At 72.3% G+C, this 16,176-nt stretch carries 8 protein-coding genes; all 8 read right to left on the bottom strand.

Annotation, left to right across the window (positions count from 1 at the left end; all coding sequences use genetic code 11):
- The 8 genes from HDC36_RS23295 to HDC36_RS04450 all read right to left on the bottom strand — a co-directional run bounded on the left by HDC36_RS23295 (nucleotide 1) and on the right by HDC36_RS04450 (nucleotide 16,154).
- Complete coding sequence (locus HDC36_RS23295) at nucleotides 1–3,303, bottom strand: DUF4157 domain-containing protein (protein ID WP_218847995.1); 3,303 nt, start codon at nucleotides 3,301–3,303, stop codon at nucleotides 1–3.
- A gap of 281 nt (nucleotides 3,304–3,584) precedes the next feature.
- On the bottom strand, nucleotides 3,585–4,670 hold the full coding sequence (locus HDC36_RS04480) for a hypothetical protein (RefSeq protein WP_179564779.1): 1,086 nt from the start codon (nucleotides 4,668–4,670) through the stop codon (nucleotides 3,585–3,587).
- Nucleotides 4,671–4,695: 25 nt separating this feature from the next.
- Nucleotides 4,696–8,043, bottom strand: a complete 3,348-nt coding sequence (locus HDC36_RS04475; protein WP_179564777.1) for a DUF6519 domain-containing protein — start codon at nucleotides 8,041–8,043, stop codon at nucleotides 4,696–4,698.
- Between the two features lie 9 nt (nucleotides 8,044–8,052).
- Nucleotides 8,053–10,371: a phage tail protein gene (locus tag HDC36_RS04470; RefSeq protein WP_218847994.1), complete on the bottom strand. Its 2,319-nt coding sequence runs from the start codon at nucleotides 10,369–10,371 to the stop codon at nucleotides 8,053–8,055.
- Nucleotides 10,368–12,974: a hypothetical protein gene (locus HDC36_RS04465; RefSeq protein ID WP_179564773.1), complete on the bottom strand. Its 2,607-nt coding sequence runs from the start codon at nucleotides 12,972–12,974 to the stop codon at nucleotides 10,368–10,370. Before HDC36_RS04465 ends, HDC36_RS04470 begins: the two co-directional genes overlap by 4 nt.
- Nucleotides 12,971–15,472, bottom strand: a complete 2,502-nt coding sequence (locus HDC36_RS04460; protein WP_179564771.1) for a baseplate J/gp47 family protein — start codon at nucleotides 15,470–15,472, stop codon at nucleotides 12,971–12,973. Before HDC36_RS04460 ends, HDC36_RS04465 begins: the two co-directional genes overlap by 4 nt.
- The gene (locus tag HDC36_RS04455) at nucleotides 15,472–15,879 is read right to left on the bottom strand and encodes a GPW/gp25 family protein (RefSeq protein ID WP_218847993.1); all 408 of its coding nucleotides are present in this window, start codon (nucleotides 15,877–15,879) and stop codon (nucleotides 15,472–15,474) included. The genes HDC36_RS04460 and HDC36_RS04455 overlap by 1 nt, the downstream gene beginning before the upstream one ends.
- Complete coding sequence (locus tag HDC36_RS04450; RefSeq protein ID WP_179564769.1) at nucleotides 15,876–16,154, bottom strand: hypothetical protein; 279 nt, start codon at nucleotides 16,152–16,154, stop codon at nucleotides 15,876–15,878. Before HDC36_RS04450 ends, HDC36_RS04455 begins: the two co-directional genes overlap by 4 nt.
- Nucleotides 16,155–16,176 lie beyond the last annotated feature (22 nt).

Raw genomic sequence — 16,176 nt, 5'->3', positions numbered from 1 at the left:
TCAGCTGCCCCACACCGCGGGCAGCGGCACGCGGGTGTTCATGCCGTCGGGCATGCGGGCGGCGAGTTCGGCGAACTCGCGATCCATCATGCTTTCCAGGGTGTTGCGGGTTTCCTGCGACAGCCCGGGGGTCTGCCGCAGCGCCTGCCGTTGCGCGTCGAGCACGTCGCTCAGCGGGGCGGTGAAGTCGCTGCTGCCGAAGGCGCGGATGGCGCGGCGACGGTTGGAGATCCAACGCATCCAGTTGTGGTCGAAGGCCTGGTGGGTGGCGCGCGGCAGCAGCACGGTGAGCGCGCGGGCGCGGCTGTAGTTGAGCAGGGTGCGCAGCAGCGAGGTGGCGCCGATGTGCGCCGACTCGCGGGTGCGTCCGGTCTGGCCGGTGGCGCCGCGGCGCTCGCTGGCGTCCTCGTGGGCGCCGACGACCGCGCGCACCGGGCTGCCGGCGGCCGGATCGCCAGCGGGGTCGACCCAGCCGGCGGCGGTGGCATCGGCGTGGGCGTCGGCGATGCGGGTGGCGGTCGAGCCGGTACGTGGCGCGGTGGTCGGCGCATCCAGGCCCAGCTCGGCGGTGATCTGCGCGCCCCAGGCCTCGGCGTCGGCGGCTTCGTTCGGATTGGGCGTGACCGCGCGCGTCGCCGAGGTGACCGGCGCGACTTCTTCGGTGGCGCTGGGTGTCGTGGGTGGCGCGACGGTGGTGGCGGCGGGAGCGGCGAGTTCGTCGGCGCCGGCGGTGGGCGTGGCGGCGTCAGTCGCCGCAGAGGTGTCCGGCGCGGGGGCGGGCGTGGCGGCGGTGGGGGTTTCGAGCTCCGGACGCGGCGCACCGATCGCGGCGGCCGGGGTCTCGATGTCGGGCGCGGCCGTCGTGCGTGGGGTGGTGGTGGTTTCGATCATTGGATCTGGCGTGGGGGCGCTGCGCGTGGTGGGCGAGGCGGACACGCTGCCGATGCGCGGCGAGGCGTCTATTTCCAGCGCGGCGATGGAGCTGCCACCGAAGCCCGAGCGCAGCGGCGGCAGGGCGTCGGCGGTGCCGATCAACACCGCGGCCGAGTAGGTGGCCACGGTGCGGCCGGTGCTGCGCAGGCTGTCGCGGGTGGCGGCACCGGCGCTGCGGCCGCTCTCCACCAGTGCGGCGTCGGCATCGGCACCGTGGGTGGCGCGGCTCATCGCGATGTTCTGCGCGACGGCGACGCCGGCCTGCGCCATCGCATCTTCCGGCGACATGCCGGAGGCGCGCGCGCCGAGGTAGGCGGTGCCGCCGGCGGTGAACGGCGCCACCAGGTTGCGCGCGATCGGATTGTTGGAGCCGCCGACCAATGCGCCGGGGGCGCTGAGCACGGCCGAGCGCAGCGCCGCCTGCACCGCCTGCTCCAGCGTGCCGCCCTGGATCAGCACGTCGATCAGGGTGGAGGTGCCGTTGACGATGGCTTCGGCGGCGATGCGGCGCAGCGCCTGCGCGCCGAGGTTGCTGCCGACGCCGAGCGCGGGGCCGAGCAGGCGGCCGGCGGCGCCGCCGGCCCCGGCCATGAAGCCCTCGCGGAAGCCGGTGGAACCTTCGCTGCGGAACGCGGCGGCAGCCTCGTCGAGTGAGCCGCCGGCCAGGCCGGTGCCGAGCGCGGCCGAACCGCCGCGCACCACGCCCACCCCGGTGCCGACCAGCGTGCCGGTGCCGACCACGGTCAGACCGGTGCCCATGATGCCGGTGACGCCCAAGCCGCCGGCGCCCACGAAGCCGGCCACCACCGGGGCGGCCAGCACCGCGGCGATGGAGCCGGCGATGGCGAACGACGCGTTGCGGGTGATTTCCAGGTAATGCACCGCGCGCTCGGCGCCTTCGATGTAGCCCTCGTAGTAGGCGCGCGCGAGTTGGCGGATCGCCTCGGCGTTGTTCTCGATGGTGGGCAGCAGCGTGGCCGCCTCGACCATGTTGCCGCTGGCGACGTAGGCGCGCAGCGTGCCGACCTGGCCCTGCACCACGAAGCAGCGCGTGGCCAGTTCCGCGCCGGGGTCTTCGACATCGCCCAGCCAGCCGCTGATGCCGGCGATGACCGGGTGTTCGTCGTTGAGCGCGACCTGCGCGTGGTATCGCTCCCAGTAGTACTCGGAGTTGCCGATCACCCGGGTGCCGGCGCGGCTGAGCTGGTCGTGCAGCGTGCCGCGGAGCGACTGCGCCTGCTCGGCGGAAATCGCCACGCGCTCGCCCTGGTGGTACAGGTAGAACAGGTTCGGGTTGCCGGGTTCGCCGGCGATGCCCTGGATGGTGCGGGCCAGGTTGGCCAAGGCATCGACGGCGGCAGGATCCGGCGGCGCCAGCGCGGCCTGCACGCGGCGCGCGTGCCGCTCGGCGACCACGCGGCCGCGATCGACGTTGAGCTGCGGGGCGAGGTTGTTGCGCTCGGTGGTGAGCACGCTGCGCTCGTGCGCGGAGATCTCCGGGCGGGTCAGCCACTGCATGATGAGGTCGTACTCGGCGCGCATGTCGGCCGGGTTCTCGTACATCACGCTGGTCATCTCGGTGAGGATGCGCGGGTAGCGGTCGGGCAGCGGTTCGCTGCTGGCCGCCGCGGCGGGGGCCGGCGCGCGTGCGGCACGGGCGCCGCCGCGGGTGCGGCGTGCCGCCGGCGTGCGCGGGCCGGCGGCCGCGGTGTCGCGGCGGTTGACCTCGGCGCGCAGCAGGCGCAGGGCTTCTTCGACGCGTTGCAGGTCGTCGGTGGTGGCGGTCTGGCGGTTGATCCACTGGTTGAGTTCGTCGATTTCGGCGACCAGTTGGGTGTAGCTGAGCGAGTTCACCGCGACCGAGCCGGCGAGCCATTGGTCCACCGAGCGCGCGACGGCGGGGGCGGCGCCGCGGATCCCGACCGGGTCGGCGCCGGCGGCATTGGCCGCATCGGCCGGCGTGGTCTGCTGCACGACGTGGGCCAGTTCGTGTGCGAGCAGGCGATCGCCCGAGTCGGTGCCGGGCGCATAGCGGTCCGCGGCAAACACGATGTCGGCGCCGTGGGTGTAGGCATCGGCGCGGATTTCGCGCGCGCGTGCGGCGGCGTCCGGATCGGTATGCACGCGCACGTGGTCCAGGCTGGCGCCGAAGCGTGGCTCGTAGCGCGCGCGCGTGGCCGGATGCAGCGGCTGGCCGGCGCCGAGGTCGGGATGGCGAGGGGTGGGGTGGGCGATAGCGGGGGGCGGGGCGCGCGCGGCGCCATCGGGCTGGGCGCGAACGCGGCTGGCGGCGCGGTCGGCGTCGTGTTCGAGGGCGGCATCGCTGCGCACGGGGGCGCTGCCGCGTGGCGCCGGTGCGGTGGTGTTCATGGCGGCGGCGCGCTTGGCGGCGCAGCGCGGGCAGCCGCCACCGCAGGCGCACGGCGCGTGCGCAGGCGCGACGGTGGGGGCGGTCGAGGCGCCGGTTTCGCGTGCGCCTGCGGCGGTGGCCGCACTGCTGTCGCCCGCGGACATGCCCGGTGCGAGCGAAGCGCCGGCACGCGCGCTTGCGCCAACGCCGCGGCCGCCGCGCGCGGGTGCGGATGCGATGCGACGCGTGCCGTGCCTGCGCATCGCTCTGGCTCAGGGCCTGGCGGTGGAGGGCGGGCGGCTCATTTGCGCCTGCCCTTGGGTGGGGTCGCGGGCGCCTTGCGCGATCGGGCGACGGCGGGTCCCTTGGGGGCCGATGCGCGCGGTTCGAGCGCGGGCTTCGCGGCGGTGGCCTTGGTTACCGTCTTCGTCACGGGCCGCGTGGTGGCGGTGGCGGCGGGTTTGGCCTCGGCGAGTCTGGTGTCGGCCGTGGTGCCTGCCGGATCGGCGGCCTTGGTCGCTGCGGAACTGGCGGCCTCTCGCGCGGCGGCGGAGGCTGCGGTCTGCGTCGTGGCCGTCGCGGCATCTTTCGCCTTCGTGTCGTTGGCGGTGGTGCCGGTCGCGGTGCGGCCCTTCGGCGGTGGCGGCGGGTCGCCGTCGTCGGCCGCCTCGCCGCTGATCAGGTATTCGCGGTAGACGGTGCCGGCATCGAGTGCGATGGCGTCGGGGTCGGCGTACAGCAGGGTGCCGTTGGCGTCGTGGATCGACAGCTTGCCGGCGGAGCCACCGGGGGTGGGAGCCGCCGCGGCCGCGGCGTTGACCTGCGCGTTCTTCGCATCGACCTTGGCGCCGGCGGTGCCGCGTGCGAGCAATGCGGCCAGGCTGCCGACATCGGCCTTGGACTTGCGGTCGCCGAGCTCGATGCGGAAGTAGCCGTCCTCGCCGGTACTGGCGCTGCGCGGCTTGTCGTTGTCCAGCTGCAGTTGCACGCGCAGCTTGGACAGCGGCCGCAGCTGCGAGTCCGAGACGAAGCCGTGCAGCAGCCGCGCGTCGGTGTCCTGCAGCGAGAGCATGCGCTCGACCCGGGCCAGGCCCAGCTCGCTGGTGCCGCGCAGGGTTTCGGCCTGTTCCATGGAGTGCAGCAGGCGCTGCACGCGCGGGCTGTCCTTGCCATTGTCGTCGGAGGCCTGTACGCGCTGCAGTTCGCGGCGCTGCGAATCGGCGAAGGCGCGCGGCAGCAGCTTGAGCAGCGCGAACGCTTCCAGCGCGGCGGCCAGCGCCGGCGCGCGCGCGCTTTCCAGTTCGCGCGCGATCACCGCGTCGCGCGGGTCGCGGCCGTTGCCTGCCATGCGGGCGGCATCGCCGAAGAAGTTGTCGGAACTGACCATGTCGGTTGCCTTTCCAGGAGTGGGATCAGACGTTGCGGTGTCCGCAGATGTCCTCGCAGAACGCCTCGATCAGCGCGAGGTTGTCGCGGAACACGAGCAGGTTGGGCTGCATCGCGTTGGCGCGCATGCAGTGGGTGGACTGGTTGCCGGTGGTGGTGTTCATCAGCCCCATCGACACGCCCGAATACGCCGCGCGCATCCAGGTCTCGCTGAAGCGGTTGTCGGCCATGCGCACGCTGCCGCCGATCGCCAGGTTGGCGAAGAAGTACACCTGCTGGGTCGAGCTGATCTCGATCTGGTTGTCGACCATGGCCACGTCGTCCAGGCTCGCCACCAGCACCGAGGTGATGCCGAGCAGGCCCTCGTCGTCGATCACGTCCAGGGTGATCTGGTTCTCGCTGAGCAGCAGCTTGCCGGTGGCCCAGCGCCGCACCAGCGGCGGCCACAGCGTCGGCGGCTTCCGGGTGGTGTCGTACACGCCGAAGGTGCGCGCGTACTCGCAGAAGATCTTGCGGTCGTCGAACTTGTCGCCGCCCACGAGCATCAGGACCAGCACGCTGAGCAGGCCCAGCGTCCATTCGTTGCTGATGCCCAGGTCGCCGATCAGCACGGTGGCGGCGATGCGGTCCAGCCCGGTGCCGGTGTTGCCCTGGGTCACCAGCCGGTTGCGCGCCACCGTGGCCGGGCCGACCGCGAAGCAGGTGAGCGCGCGGCCGAGCGGGGCGACGATGACGTTGTCGCGTACCATCAGCGCGGTGGCGCCGTTGCGCAGCACCAGCCGGGTGTCGGCCTTGAGGTCGCTGGCGAGCATGGCCGCGGCCGGCGCCTCGATCTGCGGCAGCACCAGCCACACGTGCACGCCGCCGCGGATGCCGGGTTGCGGCTCGCGCAGCGCGCCGTCGCGCGGTCCGTTGTCGACGATGCGGTTGGCGTCGACCTGCAGGCCCTGCACGATCAGCGCGAACACGCCGCACACCGGCAGCTGGAAGCGGTTGCCGTTCTGCACGATCTCGTTGCCGGTGATGCGCAGGTCGGTGACCTTGGCCAGCGCGATGCCACCGTAGGCGATCAGCAGCGCGAAGGCGTCCTTGGGGCGCGCCGGATCGCGGTACAGGCAGCGGGCGATCACGTTGTCGGCGATGCGCAGGCCGTGCACGCCGACCAGGTCGCCGCCCTTGGCCAGGTCGAAGTAACGCACCGTGCCGATGCCGTTGATCCCCATGTCGGTGATGCGGTTGGCGACGATCTCGATGTCGTACAGGTCGCCGGTGGACACGTAGCGCGGGCGGCCGTTGTCGTCCACGTCGTCGTCGCTCAGATCCGGCGGCTGGCACGGATGGCAGCGGTCCGGCGGCTGCGGCTTGTCGGGGATGTCGTCGTCGGGCCGGCCGTCGACGGCGGTCAGGCTGCCGAGGGTGATGCCGTTCCACACCCCGCCGCGGATCAGGTTGTGGGCGATGCGCACGCGGTCCGAGCCGCCGGCCAGCTGGATGCCGCCGCGGGTGGCCTCGCCACGCCACAGCGGATCGGGCGCGGTGTGCACGCCGGCCGGCGCGCTCGCATCGCCGAGCTTCGGTGGCCGCTGCGCCGCACCGGGGACGAGGCCTTGCTTGAGGTCGCGCGGATCGATCACCTCGATGATGTTGTGCTCGATCAGGATGTCATCGCCGCGCGAATAGACCGCCTGCCACACGGTGTCTTCGTCGCGCATCTGGATCAGGCAGCGGCGCACCTGCACGTGGCGCGCGTTGTCGATGTGCACGGCGCTGCGCGGGCCCGATTCGATCGCCATGTCCTCCAGCGCGACGCTGTCGCAGTCGCGGATCCAGAGCGCGGGCAGCGCGCCCCTGCGCTCGTCCCGGATGGCGCGCACGCGGGTGGACGGGCCGCAGCCGTGGATGCGCACGTTGACCCGCCCGCGGATGCGCACGCTCTCGTCATAGGTGCCCTTGCGCACGCAGATGGTGCCGCCCTCGACGGGCAGCGCGTCGACCGCGGCCTGGATGGACGTGAACTGGCCGAAGCTGTGGCGGCCGTCGCCGACGGTGTAGATGCAGCAGCCGCGCATCTTCGCCAGCGGCAGGAACGGCTGGCGACAGTCGTGGATGTCGTCCTTGCCCAGCGCGAGCGAAGTCGGCGGGCTGCCGCTCCAGGTCAGCACGCCGAGCGCAGCGCGGTGATGCACGACGCCCTGCGGCGGCGCGGCGTTGGGCCACACGCCGGGATCGAACGCCACGCCGGCCGCGCGCGCAGGGAAGGTCCAGTAGTCGCCGGGCACGTACAGGCCACTGGCCGGCATGTCGAAGGCGATGCGGATGCCGTCGTTGAGCTCGTTGTCCAGCGGCAGCCCGAGCGGGAAGTCGCCAACGTTCCCGATGCCGTTCCACAGCCGGAAGAAGGCCGTCTCCATCGGCGCCGGCCAGCTGCCCTCCACCGCGGTGAGCGCGAGCGTGCCGCCCGCGCCGAGGGCGGCCTGCGCGCTCATGCGCACGCGCCAGTGGCCGTCGGCCGGGTCGAACGCGAGCGCTTCGAAGTAGAAATCGTCCAGCCCGCTCTGTTCGAGCATCGACAGGTTGGCGGTGATCGCGACGGTGCCGCTGCTTGCATCGATCGGGGTGTACTCGCCGCGGCCGACCAGCCCGCCATTGAACTGCGACCACTTGAAGCGTGCGACGCCGGCCTTGGGCTCGGCGATCTCGATGCGGTAGAGATAGTGCTCGAAGCCGCTGTAGCCGCCGCTGTCGGGCACCGGGCAGGGGCCGGGGATCACCGTGGTCGGCGAAGGCGTGACGGTGAGCCTGCCGCGGCTGCCGAAGTCGTCGTCCAGGTCGAGGTCGCCGCAGTCTTCGCCCGGCTGCAGGCGCTTGAGCTTCAATGCCAGGCAGGTCTGCACGCGCGCGGTGGTGTCCGGGCCGCCGAGTGCCGGCTCCAGCAGAGCGAGCGGATCCTGGAACGCGCTGAGCGCCTCGTCCCAGACTTCCAGCACCACGGCGTCGCGTACGCCGGCGGCAATGCTGGAGACATCGAACGGCGGATCCTGCAGCGGCGCCTGCAGGTATTCGGCGTTCAGCGCGCTGCTCGCGGCGTAGTGCAGCAGCACGCCGTCGACCCAGGCGCGCCCGGGCGCGAGCGTCAACTCCACGCCGCCGGCGGTGGCGCTGGCGCCGAGGATCTGCAGGCTGTCGGGCGCGGCCACCGGCACCGCGACCACGCCGTCGCCGACGATGTCGCGGCCGGCCTGCTCGCGCCACAGCGCCTGGATCTGCTGGGCGGCGTTCCAGTCCTGGTCGAGCAGCACGCGGCCCTGCTGATGCAGCACGCCGCTGTAGTTGTCGGCGGAGGACAGGCCCCACTTGGAAAAGTCACCTTTCATCTCGTCCTCCTACGTGACCGTCACCAGCACCGGGCGCACGCCGACCGGCATGTATTCGCGGTAACGGATCTGGATGTTCTTCATGCGATGGCTGTTGAGCAGGAACCCGTAGGCGCCCATCTCGTCGTTGTCCGGCCCTTGTTCGCGGATGCGCAGGTCGCTGTCGGCGGCCAGCTGCGCATACGCCGGATCGCCGAAGGTCTCGGCGACGAAGCGCAGCGGCGCGGTGTTGCCCTCCACGCAGGCATGGTGGGGCGGCAGCCAGTTGCCATCGCCGCAGAAGCAGCAGTGCTTCAGGCAGCCTGACTGGTTGTCGCGCACCCGCAACGCGTGCACGAACAGGCCGCCGCGGCCCGAGGCGCTGAATACCCGTGCGCGGCCGAAGCAGGTGACGCCGGCGACCGTCAGCGGTGGGCCCCAGGTCAGTTCGGGGTTGCCGCTCGCTGCGCCGATGGCCAGCGCCGGTACGGCGGCGCCAACGCCGCTGCCGGCATCGACGATGCAGTCGCCCAGGTCGAGCCGGTAGCCGCCATCGATCGCCAGCGGGCCGGCGATCGTGCGCTGCAGGACGATCTGCGGGGTCTGGTCGAAGGCGGTGAGTTCGTTGGCGGCGCTGAAGCCGTACGTATCGTCCAGGCGCAGCGCCTGGCGGATCGGCGCGCGGCTGCCATCGAGCGCGATGCAGCCGCCCGGGTCGAGCGTGCAGTCGCGCACGTGCAGTTGGTTGACCGCGGCACGCGCGACCAGCGCGGCGGTGGCCGGAAACGCGCTGGCGCGCGTCAGGTACAGGCCTTCCAGCCGCACGGTGAGCGCGTCCATCAGCGCGCCGGCGTTCGGGCCGAGCACGGCGTGCGGGCGGAACGCGAGCGGACGCGCCAGCCGGATCACCGGGCGTTCGCCGTCGGTGGCGCGGATCCACAGCGGGGCCGCGAGCCGCAGCGTGTCCAGGCCGGCTTCGTTGCCGCTGCCGGCGACCGCAGCCAGGTCCAGCGCGTGCACCTGGCTGTCGGCGATTTCGACGATCAACGGCGCGCCGAGCGTGTGCAGGTTGGCGAGCGCGTCCTGCAGGGTGAAGCCGGGCGTCGCGAGCGTGTCGACGCGGCGCAGCAGCGGGGTCTGCTCCAGCCACTGCGGCGGGCTGGCCGCACGCGCGATCGGGTGCGCGCCGACCGGTCCGGGCGCGGCATAGGTCGCCGATGCGAACAGCGCGGCGGCGATGGCATCGGCCTCGCTGGCCTGGGTGGCGCCCATTGCGCCGAACACGACGCGGCCGCGGCGCGGATCGATCGCGATCTCGTGCGCGCGCAGCGGCGGCTGCAGCCCGGTTTCCCACGCGCACAGGTTGGCGCCGCGGAACCGCCAGCCGATTCCCGCGAACGGCGGCGCGGGCAGCAGCAGGCTCAGCCCGAGGCGATCGACGATCGGCGGCACGCCGGCCTGCGGATAGTTCAGCACCTCGACGTATTCCTCCGCGCGGCCGGCCGGGGTGTCGTCGCTGAGCCGCGCCGGCGGCATCGGACCGGGCACGGCGTCGGCCGAGGTCAGCTGCGGCGGCTCGGCGTCGGCCTGGTAGCGATGGGTGTTGAACAGCTGCAGCGGCTCGGCCTGCGGATGCAGTTCCACGCGCACCGCAAAGCGCGCATCGCTGGCGACCAGCGGCGCCAGCACGACGACCTGGGTGCGACCCGGACGCGTGCGCGTCACCGTGTAGACGTGCAGCCGCCACAGGAAGATTGCCAGGTTGGGCAGGGTGTACAGGCCGCGCCAGCCGGCCGCCGGCTTGACGTCGACCACGTGCGCGAACGGATCGAACGGGGTATCGAGCAGGCGCAGCAACGCGGGGTCGCGCAGGTTGACCGTGCCGCCGCGCCGCGCATCGCCCAGGAAGCGGCTGCGGGTCAGGGGCGGCACGCCGCCTTCGTCCGGGCGCTGGTGGTTGAGGTGCTGGTTCCAGACCAGTCGATCGCGCATCTCCACCACGTGCACCGCCCAACCCGACAGCGCCCAGGTCAGCGACTCGATCGCGCCGAGCGTGCCCTTGCGGCGCCGGTGGTGCACGGTGCGCGCGACATCGGCGCGCAGCGTCCACGGATCGCCGGACAGGTGCGACACGCCCAGGCCATCGGCGATGTATGGAATCACCCAGTCGTCGCAGGTCTCGATGAACAGGTCGTCGCCGAGCGCCTCGATGTTGTCGCGCAGCGCGGCGTGCGCTTCATCGAACAGGCCCACGTACGCGGCGAGCTGGCCGGGCGGCTGCTGTTCCTCGTCGCGAATCCGATAGATCTCCGGCAGGCGCTGGTACATCGGTCGACGCGGACTGTTCATGACGCGCACTCCGCTTGTCCGATGTCCAGGGTCAGGCTCAGCCGCAGGTGGCGTGCGTGCAGCGCGAGCAATGCGCGCGGCGGGCAGGCGATGGCGGCGGCGGGAATCACGTCGACGGCCGGCAGCGGCAGCAGCGACGGATCGGCCTGCGGCGGCGAACCGGTCGGCAGTGCCATCGCAGCCAGCAGCCGCACCCACAGCACCCCGTCGACCCCCTGCAGCGCCGCGATCACTTCCGAACCGTGCACGGCAGCGTGGAAGTCGCGGCGGTCCAGCCCGAACAGGCCATCGCGCGCGTCCATGCCGTCCGCCTCCAGGCCGGCCACGCCGAGCGCGCGTTGCAGGTCGCGGGCGAGCGCACCGGTCTCGCGCGAGCCGTCATGCGCCACCTGCGCGTGCAGGTAGACGTAGCGGCGCTCGCCGCGCAGCACGCGCAGCGGATGGCGGCCGGCGCCACGGCAGCGCTGGTAGCCGGCCAGCGCCTCGCGCACCGCGGCCAGGTCGGCGTCGTTGCCGCTGGCGGTCAGCACGGTGAGCACCACCGCGGGCACGCCGTCGGGCGCATCCCAGCGCGCACCGGCCTTGACCACGTTGGGCAGCATCAGCGCCTCGGCCTCGTGGTCGGCCAGGCTGACCAGCCGGCCCAGGCTCTGCAGCCGCACCGGCGCGGCGCGGCGTGCGTTGTCGGCGCTCTCGGCCGGCGCGCCGGTGTCGACCGGGCCGGGCAGGAACACCTTGTCCAGGCCGGTCAGCTTGCCGGTGGCCTGCGGCTGGGTATCGGGCTTGAGCGCGCCGTGCGCGGCAATTCCGGTGCGGTAGCGCGCCTGGATGTTGTCGCGGCCGCTAGGCGCGCGCGCGCCGGTGATGCCATCGCCGAACTGCACGACGCTTTGGCCCTCGGCGTCCTCGCGCACGATGTAGACGCGGTCGCCGGGCGCGGCGTCGAACAGCGTGTCGACCTGCCGCCAGCGCGTGCCATCGACGAAGATCTCCAGCGCCGGAACCTGCGCCGGTTGATGGGTGGGCTCGAAGCGATAGGTCAGCGGCGACTTCGGCAGCGGCACGCTGTGGAAGGCGACGCGCGCATCGCCGGAGCCGATCGCGGCCAGTTCGACGGTCTTGCCCTGGCTGGCCGCCACGACATTGCCGAACACCCGCGTGCTCGGCGTGGCGACATCGAAATCGCCGTGTCTGACCGGCGCGCTCAGGCGGACCCGATGCCAGGCCTCGCGGGTGGGGTCGGGGCCGGCCGGCGGCGAGATCGTCGTCTGCACCACGCGCTCGTCCACGCGCCCGTCGGCATGCGCGAACAGCAGCCGGCGTCCGCGCAGCGCGCGCGCGGCCGCCGCGGTGCCGAAGTAGCCCAGCAGGTCCCCCTGCGCGGCGGCGGTGGGCAGCGGCGGGGCGTGCACGTCGAACGCCGGTGCGCTCACCTGCAACAGGCTCAGCGTGCGTACGTCCAGATAGGGATAGGTACTGGCGCCGATGCTGGCGAGCAGGTCCTGCGCCAATCCCAGCACGCTGCTGGCGCCGCTGTTGCTGCCCCAGCGCAGCGAGCGCGACTCGGCCTCGCTCACCCGCCGCAGCAGGGTGATCCGCTGGCCCGCGCCGCCGGCGCTCGCGGCGAAGCGTCCCTGCACCAACACGCTGTCGCCGGGCTGGATGCGGTCGAAACTGCGGTCCAGTGCGAATTCGTTGGCCGCCAGCGCAGGCGCCACGTCCGCGCTGGTGGTGGCATTGCCGAGCCGCGCGAACGAGATCGCGCGCTGGCTCGGCACGCCCTGTGCCGACACCGCGGCGATCGTCTCCGGCGCATTGTGGCCAAAGTGGCGCAGGCTGTCGCCGAGCGGGAACGCGCGCAGTTTCGCGATCGGCGTGGCGCGCCGCAGCGGTGTCTTCAGCTGGATATGGGTCCGGTCGAATTCCACCCAGCTGGCCTCGACCTCCACGATCTGCGCATCGGCGATGCGTGCATTGGCCGCGCCCTCGGGCAGCGGCTGGCCGACCAGCAGGCGGTCCCTCGGCTTGATCGGCAGGCCCGGGTCGTCCACGCACAGCACGCTGGCGCCGGCGCTCAGCGCCGGCACCGCCTGCGGGCGATACAGCGAGAACTCGCTCAGCGCCGGCAGCGCGTCGAGCGCGGCATCGGTCTCGAAGTCGACCGGCTTGTCGCTGCCCTGGATCTGCGCCTTCAACCCGAACGCCAGCGGCACGCTCACCGCCACGCTGCCCTTGAGCTTGAGCGCGAACGTCGCCTCGCCGCCCACGCCTGGCGCCAGCCGATAGCCGCCGAGCCGCACCAGGTCGGCCACGCTCTCGCGCAGTTGCGCGGTGCGCAGCCAGGCCTCGTTCGCATACAGCGACTGGTAGAAGGTGAGGATGTCGATGACGACCGCGTCGGCCTCCAGCAGCGCGATGCCGGGGTCGTCGACCTCGCGGTGCGTCCACGCCGATAGCGCCGGCGCGGCGTTGAGCCGTTCGAACAGATGCGCGCGCACCTCCGGATAGCGGCCGATGCGGTAGTCGATGCGCGGCAGCCCCGGGCGGTTGTCGAGCGTGCGCGGAAACAGCGGCGGACGCGGGCAATCGTGTTTGCAGCTCATCGCCGGCCCCCGAGGATCTCGAAGTTGAGCCGCCCGGTGTCCAGGTGGCTGGGATCGTTGAGGACCTGGATGATCTCCATCGGCCGCACGGCGAGTTTCTCGACGATCGGCAACGGCACATCCCCGGGCGCGACGGTGATCGTGGCCAGGCTCGGCCCGCTCGATCCGTGCAGGCGGCGTACGCTGACCAGCAGCACGCGGCCCACGCCGGTCACCGCCATCGCCCGCCCGACCAGCTGCGACAGGTGCAGCGGCTGGCCGAAGGTCCATGCGTCCGGATGGAAGAAGCCGCGGCGGCCGTCGGCGGTATGCCCGGCGGAGAATTCCAGCTCCAGGGCGCGGCGCAGGTGCTCGGGCCAATAGTCCGGATGCGCGCACAGGCGCAGGAAGATATCCAGCGGCACGTAGCGCGCCGGGCGCACTTCGATGTCCTCGCCGATCAGCCGCACCGCCTCCAGCGAATCGGCGATGCGCCGCCGCAGCGTCTCGTCGAGCACGTTGCGGTCGCGCGGATCGATCGCCACCCGGACGGTGCGCCACGAGCCGGTCCACGCGTAGCTGGCATGCGCACGCGCGACCTCGGCCAGTTGCTCGGCGCGCTGCGCGTAGTCGGCCAGGGTCACCGCGCGCAACTGGCGGCGGCGATAGGCCTCGGGCACCTTGCGCAGGATCTCGGCCACCGGTTCGGGCGCGCGTCCGTTGCCCACGTCGAACGGATTCCAGACCCGGCTGCCCGGCGGCAATGCGGCCGGCGCGAAGCCGGTAATCGCATCGCAGCCGACGTTGCCATCCAGCCCATCGCCGACCTGGTACAGGCAACGCACGGTGGCATCGGGTGCGAGCGCACGGCCGTTGAGGCCCCAGCCGAAGCGCAGCCGGCTGGTGCGCGATTCGTCGGTCTCGACGATGAAGTGCTCCTGCTCGGGACGCGATTCGATCAGGTCGCTCTGCTCGGCCCACGGATCGGCGAAGCCGGACACCCGCACCAGCAGCGTGCTGCGCGGCGGGGTGATGCCATCGGGCCTGGCGCCGGGCGCAGTGACGTCCAGATAGGCGAGCGGCGCATGCGGCAGCGTGGCCAGCACGCCGCGCCGGGTGAATGCGTAATACGCCTCGTCGGTGTAGCGGAACGCGTCGGGATTGGCTGCCGCCAGGTCGCTGCCCGGGGGCCGCAGCAGCGTGCGGTGCGGGCGGCCGTGGCGGATCGCGACCAGATTGCCGTGGAACAGGCTGACCCGATCATCCGGCAGTGCGAGAGCGCATTGGGTGCTGAAGCAGTAGCGCCGCGCCAGCGCATCGGCTTCCACCCAGTTCACCCGCACGCACCATTGCCCGCCGGCGCCAGCCATCGGATCGAACACCGACTGCGCGTCGCCGCGCAGCAGCAGGCGTTGGCGTGCGCGCGGGTCGCGGCCGTTGACGGTGCCGGTGGACGGATTGAGATGCTGCTGCAGCAGCAGCGCCCGGCCGGGCGCGTTGAGCAGGTCGCGCAGCGCGTCCGCGTCGGCCTGCAGGTCGGCGTTGAGCGGCGGTGGCAGCGCCAGATCGGCACTCGTCGCGCCGGCCTCCAGCGCGGTGACGCTGCCGCCCCAGCTGTACAGCGCCAGCGTGTTGAGCACGCGCCGGCAATCGACCGCGGCGGTGGTGATGAAGATGCACGCGCCCGGCCGGCGCCAATCGTCGCCCGTCCACACCCCGGTCTCGACCGGCAACAGCGTGTCGCTGCCCACTTCCAGCGCCAGCCAGGTGCTGGCCTGGTTGCCGTGGTGCAGGTGGTAGTCCATCAGCCGCGCGTGCCGCGCCAGCGAGACGCGCTTGCGTGCGCTGCCCAGCCAGGCCTCGTTGATGGTGCGGTCCTGGTAGTCGGACAGCTCGTCGGCGTCGGCGGCGATGAGGTCGATGAGCACCTGGTCCAGGTCGGCCTCGCTGCTCGGCGTCCAACCCGGCACGCGGTCCTGCATCGCGCAGATCAGCGTGTGCTTGAACGAGTCGAAGTCCTTGGCCAGGTAGCCGATATCCGGCAGCGGCGGCGCGGCGGGCAGTTGCTGCTCGCCGGCGCAGTTGAGGTTGAAGCAGGCCGGGCGGAACTTGAAAGCGATCTCCGACAGCATCGGATCGATCAGCGCGAAGTCCACCGCCAGCGTATAGGTCGAGTAGTCGCCGATCAGCGGCACCTTCAGCCGCAGCTGGTTCGGTTGTGGCCCGGCCAGCACCTGGGCGACCTGGACCTGGCCATGGGCCGGCCCGGCGACGATCCGGCTGCCGCCGCGAATCGGGAAGATTGCGCGCGGCGCGGTGCCGCCGCCGATCGCGCCCAGGATCGCGGCCAGCTGCAGGGTGTTGTGGAATTCCAGGTCGAGCCAGGCCTCGGTCGGCGCCGGGTCGGGCAGCAGCCGCACGAACAGCAGGTGCACGCCGTTGAGGCCGCGCGCGGCAAGGTTGCGCGCACGCTCGGCCAGCACTTCCTCGTTGACGATGCGGGTGCTGGACTGGGCCATCACGCACCTCCGCCGCGTTCGAAGCGCACCCGGCGTTCTTCGCCGGTGTCGATCACCCGGTAGCTCAGTTCGATGTCCAGCCGCGCGTCCTCGGAGGCGATGTTGAGCGCGGTCACGCTGATCCGGTGGCCCAGCCAATCGCTCAGCGCCTGGCTCAGGCTGGCCTTGGCCAACCCGGCGGCGACCTCGTCGTTGCGCTGGAACAGCCTGCTCGGGTCGTTGCCCTCGAACACCAGGCGCCGCACGTTGCCGCCGAAGCCGGGCAGGAACGGGCGCTCGCCGGTGTTGGTCAGCAGCAGCTGCAGCAGCTCGCCGCGGATGTGCGCATCCAGCGACTCGGGCATCACGGTGCGGCCATCGCGGCCGATCCGGAACGGGAAGGCGAGGTGGCGTCCGTTGCCGTTCACAGGTTGAGCTCCAGCTGGGTGACCAGGTTGATCTCGTCGGCGCCGATGCCGGTATCTTCGCGCAGGGTGATGCGGGTGATCACCTCGTCCTCGTGCGCCTTTAGGTAGGTGAACAGGCCGCGTGCGAAGGCGACGAACAGCAGGCGCCGGTCCTCGCTGCCCTGTTCGGGCAACGCGAAGCCCTTCACCGCCAGCCATTCGTCCTTCATCGCCAGCTCCATCGCCTCGGCCAGGCTGTTGCCGAAATCGGAGACGCGGCCTGCCTTCAGGGCCATGTCGGTGTCCTCCGCATGCGGG

This window comes from Xanthomonas sp. JAI131, assembly GCF_013410075.1.
Classification (GTDB): domain Bacteria; phylum Pseudomonadota; class Gammaproteobacteria; order Xanthomonadales; family Xanthomonadaceae; genus Xanthomonas_A; species Xanthomonas_A bonasiae.
The sequence above is the reverse complement of the archived record's forward strand: the minus strand, read 5'-3'. Positions and strand labels throughout refer to the sequence as shown.